The sequence below is a fragment of the Nocardiopsis sp. iso_186 genome (genome assembly GCF_056173365.1).
Genome location: NZ_CM149670.1, coordinates 4,044,835 through 4,059,785 on the forward strand (window position 1 = coordinate 4,044,835; position 14,951 = coordinate 4,059,785).

14 protein-coding genes are annotated in these 14,951 nt (G+C 67.4%); 7 read left to right on the forward strand and 7 right to left on the reverse strand.

From position 1 onward, the window contains the following. Window positions 1–23: 23 nt before the first annotated feature. The 4 genes from AC0VYP_RS17780 to ppdK all read right to left on the reverse strand — a co-directional run bounded on the left by AC0VYP_RS17780 (window position 24) and on the right by ppdK (window position 6,607). Window positions 24–1,037 (reverse strand): LacI family DNA-binding transcriptional regulator, encoded by a 1,014-nt coding sequence (locus AC0VYP_RS17780; protein WP_285757198.1) that lies wholly within the window; start codon window positions 1,035–1,037, stop codon window positions 24–26. A 115-nt stretch (window positions 1,038–1,152) separates the two neighbouring features. Then, on the reverse strand, window positions 1,153–2,400 hold the full coding sequence (locus AC0VYP_RS17785) for a deoxyguanosinetriphosphate triphosphohydrolase (protein ID WP_285757199.1): 1,248 nt from the start codon (window positions 2,398–2,400) through the stop codon (window positions 1,153–1,155). A gap of 160 nt (window positions 2,401–2,560) precedes the next feature. Beyond that, on the reverse strand, window positions 2,561–3,637 hold the full coding sequence (locus AC0VYP_RS17790) for a YdcF family protein (protein ID WP_285757200.1): 1,077 nt from the start codon (window positions 3,635–3,637) through the stop codon (window positions 2,561–2,563). A 294-nt stretch (window positions 3,638–3,931) separates the two neighbouring features. Next, window positions 3,932–6,607, reverse strand: coding sequence for a pyruvate, phosphate dikinase (gene ppdK, locus AC0VYP_RS17795; RefSeq protein ID WP_285757201.1), 2,676 nt, complete (start codon window positions 6,605–6,607; stop codon window positions 3,932–3,934). 401 nt (window positions 6,608–7,008) lie between these two features. Here ppdK and trhA point away from each other — a divergent pair, with 401 nt between their 5' ends. Continuing rightward, window positions 7,009–7,773 carry a PAQR family membrane homeostasis protein TrhA gene (gene trhA, locus AC0VYP_RS17800; RefSeq protein WP_285757202.1) on the forward strand — a complete coding sequence of 255 codons (765 nt, stop codon included), beginning with the start codon at window positions 7,009–7,011 and terminating at the stop codon, window positions 7,771–7,773. Between the two features lie 266 nt (window positions 7,774–8,039). Here trhA and AC0VYP_RS17805 read toward each other — a convergent pair whose 3' ends face one another. Both AC0VYP_RS17805 and AC0VYP_RS17810 read right to left on the reverse strand, forming a co-directional pair. Beyond that, window positions 8,040–9,428, reverse strand: coding sequence for a glycine--tRNA ligase (locus AC0VYP_RS17805; protein ID WP_475470793.1), 1,389 nt, complete (start codon window positions 9,426–9,428; stop codon window positions 8,040–8,042). A 187-nt stretch (window positions 9,429–9,615) separates the two neighbouring features. Beyond that, window positions 9,616–9,912 carry an antibiotic biosynthesis monooxygenase family protein gene (locus AC0VYP_RS17810; RefSeq protein ID WP_475470795.1) on the reverse strand — a complete coding sequence of 99 codons (297 nt, stop codon included), beginning with the start codon at window positions 9,910–9,912 and terminating at the stop codon, window positions 9,616–9,618. A 109-nt stretch (window positions 9,913–10,021) separates the two neighbouring features. Here AC0VYP_RS17810 and AC0VYP_RS17815 point away from each other — a divergent pair, with 109 nt between their 5' ends. The 6 genes from AC0VYP_RS17815 to AC0VYP_RS17840 all read left to right on the forward strand — a co-directional run bounded on the left by AC0VYP_RS17815 (window position 10,022) and on the right by AC0VYP_RS17840 (window position 14,093). After that, entirely contained in the window at window positions 10,022–10,813 is a 792-nt protein-coding gene (locus tag AC0VYP_RS17815; RefSeq protein ID WP_285757206.1) for a copper homeostasis protein CutC, read from the forward strand. Window positions 10,814–10,855: 42 nt separating this feature from the next. Further along, window positions 10,856–11,224 (forward strand): DUF6703 family protein, encoded by a 369-nt coding sequence (locus AC0VYP_RS17820; protein ID WP_285757207.1) that lies wholly within the window; start codon window positions 10,856–10,858, stop codon window positions 11,222–11,224. Window positions 11,225–11,254: 30 nt separating this feature from the next. Next, on the forward strand, window positions 11,255–12,091 hold the full coding sequence (locus tag AC0VYP_RS17825) for a metal ABC transporter ATP-binding protein (protein ID WP_285757208.1): 837 nt from the start codon (window positions 11,255–11,257) through the stop codon (window positions 12,089–12,091). Beyond that, window positions 12,084–12,977, forward strand: coding sequence for a metal ABC transporter permease (locus tag AC0VYP_RS17830; RefSeq protein WP_432707412.1), 894 nt, complete (start codon window positions 12,084–12,086; stop codon window positions 12,975–12,977). Before AC0VYP_RS17825 ends, AC0VYP_RS17830 begins: the two co-directional genes overlap by 8 nt. Further along, entirely contained in the window at window positions 12,974–13,363 is a 390-nt protein-coding gene (locus AC0VYP_RS17835; RefSeq protein WP_285757209.1) for a Fur family transcriptional regulator, read from the forward strand. The genes AC0VYP_RS17830 and AC0VYP_RS17835 overlap by 4 nt, the downstream gene beginning before the upstream one ends. A gap of 226 nt (window positions 13,364–13,589) precedes the next feature. Further along, on the forward strand, window positions 13,590–14,093 hold the full coding sequence (locus AC0VYP_RS17840; RefSeq protein WP_475470799.1) for a beta-class carbonic anhydrase: 504 nt from the start codon (window positions 13,590–13,592) through the stop codon (window positions 14,091–14,093). Window positions 14,094–14,130: 37 nt separating this feature from the next. Here the strand turns inward: AC0VYP_RS17840 and AC0VYP_RS17845 are convergent, their stop codons facing one another. Further along, window positions 14,131–14,922 (reverse strand): SGNH/GDSL hydrolase family protein, encoded by a 792-nt coding sequence (locus AC0VYP_RS17845; RefSeq protein WP_475470801.1) that lies wholly within the window; start codon window positions 14,920–14,922, stop codon window positions 14,131–14,133. Window positions 14,923–14,951: the final 29 nt, after the last annotated feature.

Genomic DNA, 14,951 nt, shown 5'->3' on the forward strand with positions numbered 1-14,951 from the left:
AGGGCATCCTGGTCAGGGGCGATTCACGGGGCGCTGGCCCGGGCGATCAGCCGGGCGGGAACGATGTCGGAGGCGGGAGGCTCGGTGGAACGGGGCGCCTCGATACGGTCGAGCAGGAGGTTGATGCTGCGCCGGCCGACCTCGGCGAAATCCTGGAAGACGGTGGTCAGGGGCGGGGTGAAGAACTCTGCCTCGGGGATGTCGTCGAACCCTGCGACGCTGACGTCCTCGGGCACCCGCCGCCCCGCTTCGGCAAGCGCCCGCAGGACTCCCAACGCCATCTGGTCGTTGGCGACGAACAACGCGCTGACGTCGGGATCGGCTGCCAGTTGCGCACCGAGCGTGTAACCCGAGCGTGAACTCCAGTCGCCGTAGACGGGCTCGGGAACCGGGCGCCCGGCCTCCTCCAGCGCCTGACGCCAACCCAGCACCCGCCCCTCCGCCTCGAGCCAGCCCAGCGGGCCGGCGAGATGGTGGACGGTGCGATGGCGCCCTTGCGCCAGCAGGTGCCGCACGACGTCGCGCGCACCTCCTCGCTGGTCAACGCAGACCACGGGAAGTCCGGGCGCCTCCCCTCCTTCCACCGCCACCACCGGCAGGGGAAAGGCGAGCTCGGCGAGTGCGTCGACGACGATGCGCTGGGGGGCGATGACGATGCACCCTTCGGCGGACTGCTGGGCGAGATAGTCCATGGCCTCGCGCATCGCCTCACGGGTGACGCCCTGGAGACCGACCATGCTGAGGAAATATCCCTGTGCGCGGGCCGCCTGCTCGATCCCGGCGAGCGTGCGCGCGGGCCCGTAAAGGGTGAGGTCGAAGGCGACGACCCCGATGACGCTGGTCCGGCGGGTGACCAGGGCGCGGGCCGAGGAGTTGCGGCGGTAGCCCAACTCCTCGATCGCGACCAGGACCCGGGTCCGAGTGGCCGGCTTGACATTGGGATGGGAGTTGAGGACGCGCGACACCGTCTGGTGCGAGACCCCCGCGAGTCTGGCCACGTCGGCCATGACCGGCTCCCTGCTGCTGGCCGACGACATGGCCCCACCACTCCCCCGTGTGACACGTCACGCACTCTGCTGTGACGTGAGCTACATTGTTAGCGCTAACACAATGGGGGGTCAAGGGAGTGGCGCACGTCTCTTGCCGCCGGATTCAGCTCAGTAGTCGGGCGTGCCAGGCGAGGGCTGAGGTGTCGGTCAGGGCGGATACCTGGTCAATGACGACTCGCAGGGCCGCGGCGTCGTCGCGGGCGGCGGCGTAGTCGGCGCGAAAAGGCGTGTCCAGCGTCGCGGGGGCACCCAGACGTATCGCCGACACCAGTTCGGCGATCACCTCACGCTCGCGGGCCTGGTAGGCCTGGGCCTCCGAGCGCGCCATCACGTAGTGGGCGGCAAGGGCCTTGAGCAAGGCGCACTCCAGGAGCTGGCGGCGGGGCACCACCAGTTCGGCGGCGTAACGGGTCAGCGGCTCCGGTCCGTAGGCAGCACGGGTCGCCTGCTCCGCGGCACGGCAGAAGCGACCGATCAGCTGGCTGGTCAGGTTCTTCAGTGCCGCCAGGGAGGTGAGGTCGCCGTCGTAGGAAGCCGGCCAGAAGGACCGGGTGAGCAGGTGCTCGAAGACCTCCGACAGTTCTGCTGGGTCGGCGTCGCAATAGCGTTTCGCGGCCATGGCCACGACCTCGACCCGTTCGACCGGGCTGTGCAAGGCGTCCAGGCTGATCAGCCCGGCGTAGAGACCGTCCTCCAGGTCGTGCACGGAGTAGGCGACGTCGTCGGCCCAGTCCATGATCTGCGCCTCGAAGCAGGAGCGGCCCGCCGGCGCGCCCTCGCGCGCCCAGGCGAAGACGTCGGCGTCGTCGGCATAGGCGTTGAACTTGTGGGTCCGGGGCCCGCAGCCGCGCTCCCACGGGTACTTGAGGGTCGCGTCCAGGGTGGCACGGGTCAGGTTCAACCCTGCGCTTCGCCCGTCGGCGGTAGCGACCTTGCCCTCCAACCGGGTGAGGAGGCGCAGGCTCTGGGCGTTGCCCTCGAATCCGCCGCAGGAACGGGCCGCCACGTCCAGTGCGGTCTCCCCGTTGTGACCGAAGGGCGGGTGACCGAGGTCGTGGGCCAGGCATGCCGCCTCTACGAGGTCGGGATCGCAGCCGAGCCCTTGGCCGAGTTCACGGCCGATCTGGGCGCACTCGAGTGAATGGGTGAGCCGGGTGCGGGGAAAATCGCTGGCGCCGGGCTGGACGACCTGGGTTTTGGCGGCGAGTCTGCGCAGCGCGAAACTGTGCAGGACTCGGGCCCGATCCCGCTCGAACGTGCTGCGCGAACGGCTCTTGGGCGGTTCGGGAGCCCATCGCTCCCGGTCGAAGTCGGTGTAGGCGCTGGTGGGGACGACGGTATTGACTGTCATGGTCCATCCGACTTTAAGCAATTCCGGCAACGAAAGCGCATATGACGTGCCCCACCGTGGCGTCGGCGCCGTGCCCGCTCGTGGGCGGGCACTGGGCCGCAAGGATGTCCGGGCTCTTCGGCCGGCCGGTGATCGCAGGGACGAGCGGACCTGGGCGGGGTCAGACGGCGTCGACCCGGACCGTGGCGCTCTCTCCGAAGATCCAGTAATGCCACAGCGAGACGGTTTCCCGGGTGATGTAGCGCAATTGGGTGTCGCGCTCGCGCACGGCGGGACCGGAACGGGCCGGTGAGGTCGCCGACTCGATGCCGAAGTCCTCGGCCATCTTGCGGGAGCGCAGCGAGTGCCACGGGTCGCTGACGATGACGGCGGTGCCCCATCCACGCTCACGGAAGACATCGGAGACGAGTTCGAGGCTCTGCAGGGTGTCGCTGCCGTCGCCGATCGCGACGATCTGGTCGCCGGGGATCCCTGCCTCCATGAGCCAGTTTCGGCCGCTCTCGCCCTCGGTGAAATTGTCGCCGGGCTGCTTGCCGCCGACAGTGACGATGGCGGGGGCGACGCCGTCTCCGTAGAGTTCGGCGGCGTGGCTGAGCCTGGCCTCGAAGACGGGTGAGGGAGTGCCGTTGTACTGGCTGGCCCCCAGGACGACGATCGCGTCGGAGACCGGGCGGTCGTCCTGGCGTGCGGTATACCAGACCCAGCCCCAGGTACCGACCGGAACCATGACCGCGGTCAGCATCAACAGGACCAGCACCAGTGCGGCAGGAGAACGGCGTCGGCGCCGGCGGGCAGGGGTGCGTCGGCGCGTGCTTGCACCCGCGTCGTCATCGTCGTCATCGTCGTCGAAGAAGTCGTCCAGTGGTTCCGCGACAGAGGCGCGGCGCATGGTCTGGGTGACGCCCTCGGAACGTTCCCGCCCCGGTCTCGGGTCGTCTCGGACCGGACGGTCCATGGTGCGGGTAGCACGGTCGTTATGGCCGAAAGGCTCGGTCAGGGCTCGCGGTTCCTGCACATCGGCGGCCCTGCCGAACCCGGCAGGACGGGTGAAGGTCTGCGCGTGTGCGCGATCTGGCGACCGGCTGAAGGTGTCGGAACCCGATCCTGGTCCCGGGTCGGCTGCCTCCGACTCGTCGGCGTCGTTGTCGGCCCTGGTGAAGACCTGGGTCACCTCGTCATGGGACGCGGCGGCGCCTGGGGCCTGACGGCCCTCCCCCTCGCGGCCATCCCCGGTCATGCGCACCCGCGACCTCCTCAACGATCGACAACGGACCCTGTCTGCGCGAAACGATAGCGACCTCCGGAGGCGCAGCGCATAAGGAGCACCGGAGCCGGCACGGTCCTCGGGAAACGGAACCGGGGCGCACTCGGACGGGTCTGCTGTTTTTCGCTCCTCGATTGCCAATACTACGAGAAGGTCACAACGAGATAACCCGTTTGTCCTGTATTGACTGCCACAGTCGGGCGGCGGACCCGGTGGTGCACCGGGTCCGCCGAAATCGTCGCCGGGGCGGGCTCGGCCGACGCCGTGTCAGCGTCTGGCCGCGCGCCCCGACTCCAGGCGGGCCACGGGCACCCGGAACGGAGAACAGGACACGTAGTCCAGACCGGCTTGGTGAAAGAAGTGCACCGAGGCCGGGTCGCCACCGTGCTCACCGCAGACGCCGAGCTTGATACCGGGGCGTGCCTCCCGCCCCTCCTGGACCGCCAGCGTGATCAGCCGTCCGACTCCGTCAACGTCCAACGATTCGAACGGAGAGACCCCGAATACGCCCTTCTCCAGGTAGTTGGAGAAGAACGACGCTTCGACGTCGTCGCGGGAGAACCCCCAGACCGTCTGGGTGAGGTCATTGGTACCGAAGGAGAAGAAGGCGGCGCTCTCGGCGATCTGCCCGGCGGTCAATGCGGCGCGCGGCAGTTCGATCATGGTGCCGACCGGGAAGTCCAGCTCGACTCCGGCTTCCTCTCCGACCTCCCGCATCACCTTGATCGACTCGTCTCGGACGATCTCCAGCTCCTGGACGGTCCCCACCAGCGGGATCATGATCTCGGGACGCGGCCGCCCTCCCTCCCTGATGCGCTCGGCCGCGGCCTGGGCGATCGCGCGGACCTGCATGGTGAACAGTCCGGGCACGACCAGGCCCAGACGCACGCCGCGCAGGCCGAGCATCGGGTTCTGCTCGTGGAGGCGGTGAACCGCCTGGAGCATGCGCAGGTCGCCCTCGTGCTCTTCCCCGCGGGCCTCGGCGACGGCCACACGTACCGACAGTTCGGTGATGTCGGGGAGGAACTCGTGCAGGGGCGGGTCGAGCAGGCGTACGGTGACGGGCAGTCCGTCCATTGCTGCGAAGATGCCGACGAAGTCCTCGCGCTGCATCGGCAGCAGGGTTGCCAGCGCCTCCTCCCGCTCCTTGTCGGTATCGGCCAGGATGAGCCGCTCCACGAGCGCCCGGCGATCGCCCAGGAACATGTGCTCGGTGCGGCACAGTCCGATGCCCTGCGCGCCCATCCGGCGGGCGCGCGCGGCGTCCTCGGGGGTGTCGGCGTTGGCGCGCACGTTCATCCGACGAGCGGCGTCGGAGTACTGCATGAACCGGTGCACCGCGCGCACGAGGTCGTCGGCCTGGTCCGAAGCGGGGTCGATCTCGCCGTCGAAGTAGCGCACGACCGGTGAGGAGACGACCGGGACCTCGCCGAGGAAGACAGCGCCGCTGGTGCCGTCGATCGAGATGACGTCGCCCTCTTCGATGACCTCTCCCCCGGGGGCGACCAGGCGGCGGTTCTTGGTGTCGATGTCGAGTTCCTCGGCACCGCAGACACAGGTTTTTCCCATGCCGCGGGCGACGACGGCGGCATGGGAGGTCTTGCCGCCACGGCTGGTGAGGATGCCTTGGGCGGCGATCATCCCCTCCAGGTCGTCGGGGTTGGTCTCGCGGCGGCACAGGATGACGTCCTCGCCGCTGCGCGACCACTTGATCGCGGTGTAGGAGTCGAAGACGGCCCGGCCGACGGCCGCCCCCGGGGAGGCGTTCATCCCGTGGCCCAGCCGGTGGCGTTTGGCCGCGTAATCGAACCGGGGGAACATCAACTGGGCGAGTTGGTCGCCGGTCACCCGGGAGACGGCCTCGTCCAGGGTGATGAGGCCCTGGTCGATGAGCTGGTTGGCGATGCGGAAGGCCGCGGCGGCGGTGCGCTTGCCGACGCGGGTCTGCAACATCCACAGCTTGCCGCGCTCGATGGTGAATTCGATGTCGCACAGATCGCGGTAGTGCGTCTCCAGCGTCTCCATGATGTCCATGAGTGCGGCGTAGGAAGCGGGGTCGATCCGTTCGAGGTCTCCCAGGGGGACCGTGTTGCGGATCCCGGCCACCACGTCCTCGCCCTGGGCGTTTTGCAGGTAGTCGCCGTAGACGCCCTGCTGACCGGAGGCGGGGTCGCGGGTGAAGGCCACACCGGTCCCCGAGCTCATACCGAGGTTGCCGAAGACCATGGAGCAGATGTTGACCGCGGTCCCCAGGTCGGTGGGGATGCGCTCCTGGCGGCGGTAGAGGATGGCGCGCGGCGCGTTCCAGGAGTCGAAGACCGCCCGGATGGCCTGCTTCATCTGCTCACGGGGATCGGCCGGGAACTCCTTGCCGGTCGCGTCGCGCACGATTTTCTTGAAGGTCTGCACGAGTGCCTTGAAGTCGCCGGCGTCGAGGTCGAGGTCGTCGCTGACGCCCTTGTGCTGTTTGGCCTCCTCGATGGCGTCCTCGAAGAGCTCGCCGTCGATGTCCTGGACGGTCTTGCCGAACATCTGGATCAGGCGGCGGTAGGAGTCCCAGGCGAACCGGGCTTCGCCGGCCTGCGCTGCCAGCCCCTCGACCGACTCGTCGTTGAGGCCGATGTTGAGGACGGTCTCCATCATGCCGGGCATGGAGAACTTCGCCCCCGAACGCACGCTCACCAACAGCGGGTCGTCGGTCTGGCCGAGCCGCTTGCCCATCGCGGCTTCCAGCGCAGCGAGCTTCTCGTCGATCTGGGCGTCGAGGCCCTGGGGCAGGGCCTGGTGTTTCAGGTAGTGCCGACACGCTTCGGTGGTGATGGTGAATCCCGGGGGCACGGGCAGCCCGAGGTTGGTCATCTCCGCCAGGTTGGCGCCTTTGCCGCCGAGCAGGTCCTTGAGGTCCTTGTTGCCCTCGGTGAAGTCGAAGACGTACTTGGGCACGGGTGGCTCCTTTTCACGGCCGCTTGACCTCGAACTGGCGCGACTCTACCCGAGCGTGCAGAGCAACACAGCTAACCACGGCGCAATTTAAGCGTTTTTGCAGGTCAGCGACATTAATTTGGACTAGACCAATGGTCCAGTGATTTTCGTGCCCGGACAGCCGCCACGGGCACTCCGACAGCCCCGAGGACTTCAATAACCGCTGCTCGAATGGGATAAAGATTTTTCGGCCGCCCCACCCTCGGCAGCATTGGTCCAATACGGCACCCCGAACATCGGAATGTGCCGAGCGCCACATCCCTACCTTCAAGTAACCTACGGTTGCGTAGGTAGAGTTTCACCAGAGAGCCGGGCATTCCGGCTCATCCACCGGTCGCCGTCGGCGGCCGCCATACAGCGAAATGACGGAGACGAACGTGTCAGTGGAGCAGGCCAACGAGGAGCGGCGCCCACACGGACGCAGCGACTCCGACGCAAGCACGGGAGACCCCGTCGCCAAGGCAGGCTCGGCCGCAGCCGACTTCCTGGAAGCGGTCAAACCCCGACTGCGCGGCTGGCTGCACCTGGGCACCGCACCCCTTGCCCTGGCGGCAGGAGTCGTCCTGGTCTCGCTGGCCCCCACTGGGTTGTCCCGGTTGGCCAGCGCCATCTACGCGATCAGCTCAGTACTGCTGTTCAGCACATCGGCGATCTACCACGTGGGCCGATGGTCCAACCGGGCCGTAGCGGTACTGCGGCGAATGGACCACGCCAACATCTATCTGATCATCGCGGGAACCTACACGCCGTTCGTGCTTCTGGTGCTCGGCGGCGGGCTGCGCACCGCGATGATGACCGTGATCTGGGGCGGCGCCACGGCTGGCGTGCTGTTCAAAATGTTCTGGCTGAACGCCCCGCGCTGGCTGTCCACCGCCCTCTACCTGGCCATCGGCTGGGTCGCGGTGCTGTTCATCCCGCAACTGGTGGGTGGCACCCACCCCGCGACCTGGATCCTGATCCTGGTCGGCGGCGTCCTCTACAGCCTTGGAGCGGTCGTCTACGGACTCAAATGGCCCAACCCGGCGCCGCGCTGGTTCGGCTTCCACGAGATCTTCCATTCACTGACGATCGCGGCCTTCGTCTGCCACTACATCGCGGTGTCCTTCGTGGTCTACACGGTGGGCTGACGTCATCTGCACGGAACGTCACCATCGAGCTGACCGCTTCGCGGCATTAGTCACGATTGACTTACGAGGTCGGACTCAACGGACAAAACACCGAACGAATGAGTGCTATCTCACTAGGTTGGTGCCTGGTCGGACCGTTCACCGGACCGGCCACGCGAGGCGGCCGGAGCACCTCATTCCCCCCGGAGCCGGCCGCCTCCACACCGAACACGACGGGCCGCGAAGCAGTTGCTTCGCGGCCCGTTTCGCGGTCTCCGACCGATGCCTCAGCAGCCGGGCAGGCGCTCCCAGAGGTAACGCTCGACCTGGTCCAGGGCGACGCGCTCCTGGCTCATGGTGTCGCGCTCGCGAACGGTCACGGCGTCGTCCTCAAGGGTGTCGAAGTTGACCGTGACGCAGAACGGGGTGCCGATCTCGTCCTGGCGGCGGTAGCGGCGCCCGATCGCGCCGGCATCGTCGAATTCCACGTTCCACCGCTTGCGCAACGCGGCCGAGAGGTCGCGGGCCTTGGGCGAGAGGTCGGTGTTGCGCGACAGCGGCAGCACCGCCGCCTTGACCGGCGACAACCGCGGGTCCAACCGCATGACGGCGCGCTTCTCCAGCTTGCCCTTGGCGTTGGGGGCCTCGTCCTCGGAGTAGGCGTCGAGCATGAACGTGAGCAGCGCGCGGTCCACACCTGCGGCCGGCTCGATCACGTAGGGGATGTAGCGCTCCTTGCTCTCCTGGTCGAAGAACGAGAGATCGGTGCCCGACTTCTCGGAGTGCGTCTTCAGGTCGTAGTCGGTGCGGTTGGCGATTCCCTCCAGTTCTCCCCACTCGCTGCCGATGAAGTTGAACCGGTACTCGATGTCCACGGTCCGCTTGGAGTAGTGCGACAACTTCTCCTGCGGGTGCTCGAAGAGCCGCAGGTTGTCCTTGTTGATGCCCAGGTCCGTGTACCACTGGAACCGGGTGTCGATCCAGTACTGGTGCCATTCCTCGTCGGAGCCGGGCTTGACGAAGTACTCCATCTCCATCTGCTCGAACTCACGCGTGCGGAAGATGAAGTTCCCGGGCGTGATCTCGTTGCGGAAGGACTTGCCGACCTGGCCGATCCCGAACGGGATCTTGCGCCGTGCGGACTGCTCGACGTTCTTGTAGTTGATGAAGATGCCCTGCGCGGTCTCGGGGCGCAGGAAGGCCAGGCCGCTCTCGTCCTGGATCGGGCCCAGGTAGGTGCGCAGCAGGCCGTTGAACATCCTCGGCTCGGTGAAGGAGCTCTTGGCACCGCAGTTGGGGCAGTTGAGGTCGGCGAGGCCGCCCGCGGGCTCCTTGCCGTGCTTCTCCTGATAGGCCTCGACGAGGTGGTCGGCCCGGAAACGCTTGTGGCAGGACTGGCACTCGGTCAGCGGGTCCACGAAGGCGGTGATGTGGCCGGACGCCTCCCAGACCTCACGCGCCAGGATGACGCTGGAGTCGAGGCCCACGATGTCGTCGCGCTCCTGGACCATCGAACGCCACCACTGGCGCTTGACGTTGTTCTTCAGCTCCACGCCCAGCGGGCCGTAGTCCCAAGAGGCGCGCAGACCCCCGTAGATCTCACTGGACGGGTAGACCAGACCCCGGCGTTTGGCGAGATTGACCAGGGTGTCCATTGCCTCTGACTTGGCGGCCATGGTTGATTGACTCTCCATCCGGCTGGCGGTCGGCGGATCGCGTAGAAGGCGCGATGCTCGATTGAAAAGGGTGAGCGCCAAGCCTATTGGACCTGTCGGCGTTGACGTGCCCGAACGGGAATACGTCCGGGTCCGCCTCTCGCGCTCCTCTTCGACGGTACGCCCGGTTGCGGCGACGTGAAAGCAATTAACCGTCGGCGGGTCTGCGCGACACCACTTCGAACGCGCTCGCCTCGTCGTGGGCGGTCAACAGGAGCGGAACCGCGGCGATCTTGACATCGAAGTTCGAGAGAGCCCTGCGGTAGAAGCCGGGCCCTTCCCACTCGGTGACGACGGTCCACAGCTCCGGCTCGTCAACGGCACGCGCCATCGAGCCCGACTGATAACCGGGTCGCCTGGCGAGCGCATCCAGCGCCGCGGCGGCACGCGCCACGAAGTCGTCTGCGTCCTCGGGGGCAACGGTGTGTCTGGTGATGACGATCACGCCCCCATCGTGGCACGGACCGGTGGCGTCCGAGCCGGTCTACCGCCAAAATCTTCAGTGGTCTATACCGGTACGAACCACTTTTCCTTCCATTCGAGGAGTCCCGCCCATGTCATTGCGCTTCGAGGTCTGCACGGAGAGTGTGGCCGGCACCGTCATCGCCGGACAGGCCGGAGCCGACCGGGTCGAGCTGTGCTCGGCACTGGTGGCGGGCGGGTTGACCCCGACGCTGGGGACGGTGCGTGCGGCACTGGCTGCAGCTCCCGACCTCGGCGTACTGCCGATCATCCGCCCCAGGGGCGGGGACTTCATCTACGACGACCACGAGGTCGCGGCGATGGAGCAGGACATCCTGGAGTTCCGCCGAGAGGGGGTCCATGGCGTGGTGATCGGCGCCCTGACGCCCGAGGGCGAGATCGATGTCCCGGTCACCGCACGCCTGCTGGACGCGGCCGGCCCGTTGACCGTCACCTTTCACCGGGCCTTCGACATGACCGTTGACCCCCGTGGCGGCCTGGAGACACTGATCGAACTGGGCGTGGAGCGGGTGCTCACCTCCGGGCAGGAGGCGACCGCGCTGGAGGGCGTCGAACTGCTGGCCGAACTGATCGGGCAGGCCGCGGGCAGGATCGTCGTCATGCCCGGCAGCGGGGTGAACGAGGACAACGCGGCAACGATCATCGCTCGCAGCAAGGCCGAGGAGTTGCACTTCTCCGGGATGGACACCACCCCGGGCCCGGCAGTTTTTCGCAACCCGCGCGTAGCCATGGGCGGCGGCGCAACACCCTCGGAGTACGAACGCCGGATGAACTCCCCCGAACGCATCAGGCGCATCATGGCAGCGGCCGGAAACCAGGCGACCGTGATGGACGGCCAAAAGCGCCGCCGTACGCTTGAGTAGGCTTTACCGACCGTTTAGCGCCGAACCCCCTGGAGGAGTCGGGTGTCCCCCAAACGCGAGAAGCCCGATCGGGAAGGACCGTCCGAACGGCCGTTGCCGCCCGGAACGACGCTTTACACCCCCGGCGCCTCACCGCTGCGCCGCGCGATCGAGAAGCGCAGCGCCGTGCCGCTCCTGGTCCTGCACAACGCACCCAGGTGGGTACTGCCCGTGGCGATGGTCGGGGTGTTCTTCTCCGGGCTGATGCTGGCCGGAGTCGCCGGTGCACTGCTCTTGGGGCTCATCGCGGCGTTCTTCGCGTGGCTCACCTTCCTCGGCTGGCCGCGGCTCCAACGCTCGGAGCGAGCGATGCGCTGCATCGTGGCGGCGACACTGCTCGGTCTGGGCATACTACAAAGCGGTCTATTTTGACAACCGTTTTCGTTTTCTTAGACTGGTGAAGTGTCTACAGACGCTCTACCCGCCCAGAACCTCGCCGCTGTGAGCGGCTTCGAGCGCTCCCCCGCCTTCACGGTGCGCGACGCCGTCGTCGAGTACGACCGCGTTCCCGTGTTGCGCGGTGTCTCTTTGACGATCGACGCGGGTGAGACCGTCGCCATCGTCGGCGCCAACGGGTCGGGCAAGTCCACCCTGCTGCGCGCGATGCTCGGCTTGGTGAACCTCGGCTCGGGTTCGATCGAGGTACACGGGCGCCCGCTCCGGCGCTTCCGGGATTGGGCCAGGGTCGGCTACGTCCCCCAGCGCCTCTCCGCCGGGGGCGGGGTGCCCGCCACCGTGCGCGAGGTCGTCTCCTCCGGGCAGGTCGCCCGGAGGCGCCGATTCCGTCTGCCCACCGCCGCCGACCGCGCGGCCGTCAACCGGGCGTTGGCCTCCGTGGGACTGACCGAGCGCGCGGGGGACTCGGTTCACGAACTCTCCGGCGGCCAACAGCAGCGGGTGCTCATCGCACGCGCCCTGGCAGCCGAGCCCGACACCTTCGTCATGGACGAACCGATGGCCGGAGTGGACGCCACCAACCAGGAGGCACTGGCCACCACCATCGGACAGCTGTCCGCGCGCGGGGCGACCGTCGTGGTGGTCCTGCACGAGCTGGGCCCGCTGGCCTCCCTCATCGACCGCGCCGTCACGCTGGACGACGGCGAGATCGCCCATGACGGCTTTCCCCTCAGCCCTCAGGGCGACTGCGCCCGCCCCGGCCATGACCACGTCCACCCGCACGCCGACGCCGGGCGCAGCGCCCCGGCCGTCCCGGTCCTTGAGGTCCCCCGCCGTGATTGAGCTCTTCACCATCGATTTCATGATCCGCGCGTTGATCTCGGCCGCGCTGGTCGGCCTGGTCGCACCGGCGATCGGCACCTTCATGGTGCAGCGCAAACTGGCCCTGCTCGGCGACGGGATCGGACATGTCGCGCTGACGGGGGTCGCGCTGGGCATCCTGACCGGGACCTCCGAAGTACTGACCGCGTTGATCGTCTCCTCAGCGGGAGCGATCCTGATCGAACTGGTGCGTGTGCGCGCCCGCACCAGTGGCGACGTCGCACTGGCACTGCTGTTCTACGGCGGGATCGCCGGAGGCGTTCTCCTCATCGGACTGGCGCCGGGTTCCAACGTCGGCAACCTGACCAGTTTCCTGTTCGGCTCCGTGGTCACCGTCAGCGAGCAGGACGTGTACGTGATGGTCGGGTTGGCCGTACTCGTACTCGGTTTGATGGCCTACTTCGGCCGTGAACTGTTCGTGCTCTGCCAGGACGAGGAGGTGGCGCGCACTCACGGTCTGCCGGTGCGGTTCCTGAGCATGGTGATCGCGGTGACGGCAGCCCTGACCGTGGTCATCTCGATGCGGGTGGTGGGCGTGCTGCTGGTGAGCGCCTTGATGGTGGTGCCGGTGGCCGCCGCTCAGCAGCTGACCAGGAGTTTCCGGGTGACCATGGGGCTGGCCATGGTGATCGGCGTCCTCTCGGCAGTGGGCGGACTGTCCACCGCCTACTACACCGACACCGCCCCCGGGGCCTCCATCGTGCTGATCGCGCTCGCCGTGTTCGGCGTCGCCATCGGCGTGGGGCAGATGCTGCGTGTCCGGCGCGGCAGGCACGGCCGCGATGCGCGGCCGACCGTGTCCGTGGGTACGATTTCCCGGACAGAAGCGGGGAGTGTACCGACATGAGCACACGTCGCGAGACCGTGCGGCAGGCACTGAACGACAGCATCGGCTTTCGCAGTGCCCAGGACCTGTACGCGGCACTACGAGCCGAAGGATCGAAGATCGGCCTCACGACCGTCTACCGGGCGCTCCAGGCGCTCAGTGACGCGGGCGAGGTCGATGTGCTGCGTACCGACGACGGGGAGGCGGTCTACCGCGCCTGTCTGACCGACGAGCACCACCACCACCTGGTCTGCCGTTCCTGCGGCAAGGCCGTGGAGATCGAGGGACCCGCTGTGGAGGACTGGGCCGAGGGCCTGGCCGCCAAACACGGGTTCGTGGACCTGACCCACACCGTCGAGGTGTTTGGCACCTGCACGGAGTGCGCACGGGCCGGGGTCCACGCCTAGGGGCTGGGCCCTCGCCATCCGAACAGCCGTAGACGGCCCCTCCGCACGATCCGCGGAGGGGCCGTCTCACGTCTCCCCTCCATCAAGCTGGGAACGTAGCGCAGGCCCCGCCCCTCGATATCCCTACCTGTTTCGTCGGTTAATGGTTAGACTCAGCCCACGAATGAACACTCTCCGGATTCATTTGACTACCACCAGCCATGTGACAAGGAAATGGGGTGTCGTCATGAGCGTGACCGACGAACTACTCGCCAACGCGGCAGACTACGCGCAGAACTTCGACTTGGGAGACCTCGCCCTGCCCCCGGCAAAGAAACTCGCCGTCGTGGCCTGCATGGACGCGCGGCTCAATCCTTACGCACTTCTCGGGCTGACCGAGGGCGACGCCCATATCATCCGCAACGCGGGCGGAGTCATCACCGCCGACGAACGACGCAGCCTCGCGATCAGCCAGCGACTGTTGGGGACGGAGGAGATCATCCTGATCCAGCACACCGCATGCGGGATGCTGACCTTCACCGACGACGACTTCAAACGGGAGATCGAGCAGGAGACCGGAATCAAACCCGACTGGGCCGCCGAGGCGTTCACCGACGTGGAGGCCAATGTCCTGCAGTCGATCAGGCGAATCGAGGCCGACCCGTCGATCCCGCGCAAGGACTCCATCCGCGGTTTCGTCTACGAGGTCGAGTCCGGCAAACTCCGCGAGGTCGTCGCCCGGCCGAACTGAATCCGACCGGCCCGCGCCCCTCGGGCGCCGGCTCCGGTTATCCGGGGCGCTGACCGAGACGCTCCAGGTTGGGCCGTTTGGGACCCAAGCCGTCACCGGAGGAACGTCCGGTCAGCCGGCGGTGGATCCAGGGCACCAGGAACTCCCGCGCCCAGTGCAGGTCATCCTGGCGGGCCGCACGCCAGTGCATCGGCTCGGCGCCGGGCCACGGCTCGTTCCAGTCCTCCCCCGCCTCGGCCCCCACCGCCGCACACACCTTGAGTGCGAGCCTGCGGTGCCCCTCGGTGAACAGATGCAGGCGATCCCAGTCCCACGCCTGACGGTCCTGGAAGATCTTCATGCTCCACAGGTTGACGACCTGGCAGCCATGGGCATCGGCGATACCGCGCAGGTGCATGTTGTAGGTCGCGATGCGTCCGCGCAGGTGACGCATGACCGGCTGGAACCCGATGTCGAAACCCGTGAAGATGATGACGTCGGCACCGGTGGCACGCAGTTGCCCAATACCGTCCTCGAAGATTTCTGCGAGCACGTCGGGATCCGCACCCGGCCGGATCAGGTCGTTGCCGCCAGCGCAGATCGTCACCAGGTCCGGAGCGAGCTCGACGGCGCGCGGAAGCTGATCGGCCAGAATCTGGCGCAACAGCTTGCCGCGCACCGCGAGATTGGCGTAGCGCACTTCCCGCCCCTGGTCGGCGAGATGCTCGGCGAACCGGTCCGCCCACCCGCGGAAACCACCGTCGGGATGGGGGTCGCTGAGACCCTCGGTGAAACTGTCACCGAGGGCGACATAGGAAACGATGTCATGCCCGTTGTGAAAACCGCTCATGGTAGACGATGATGCACCGACCGTCCATG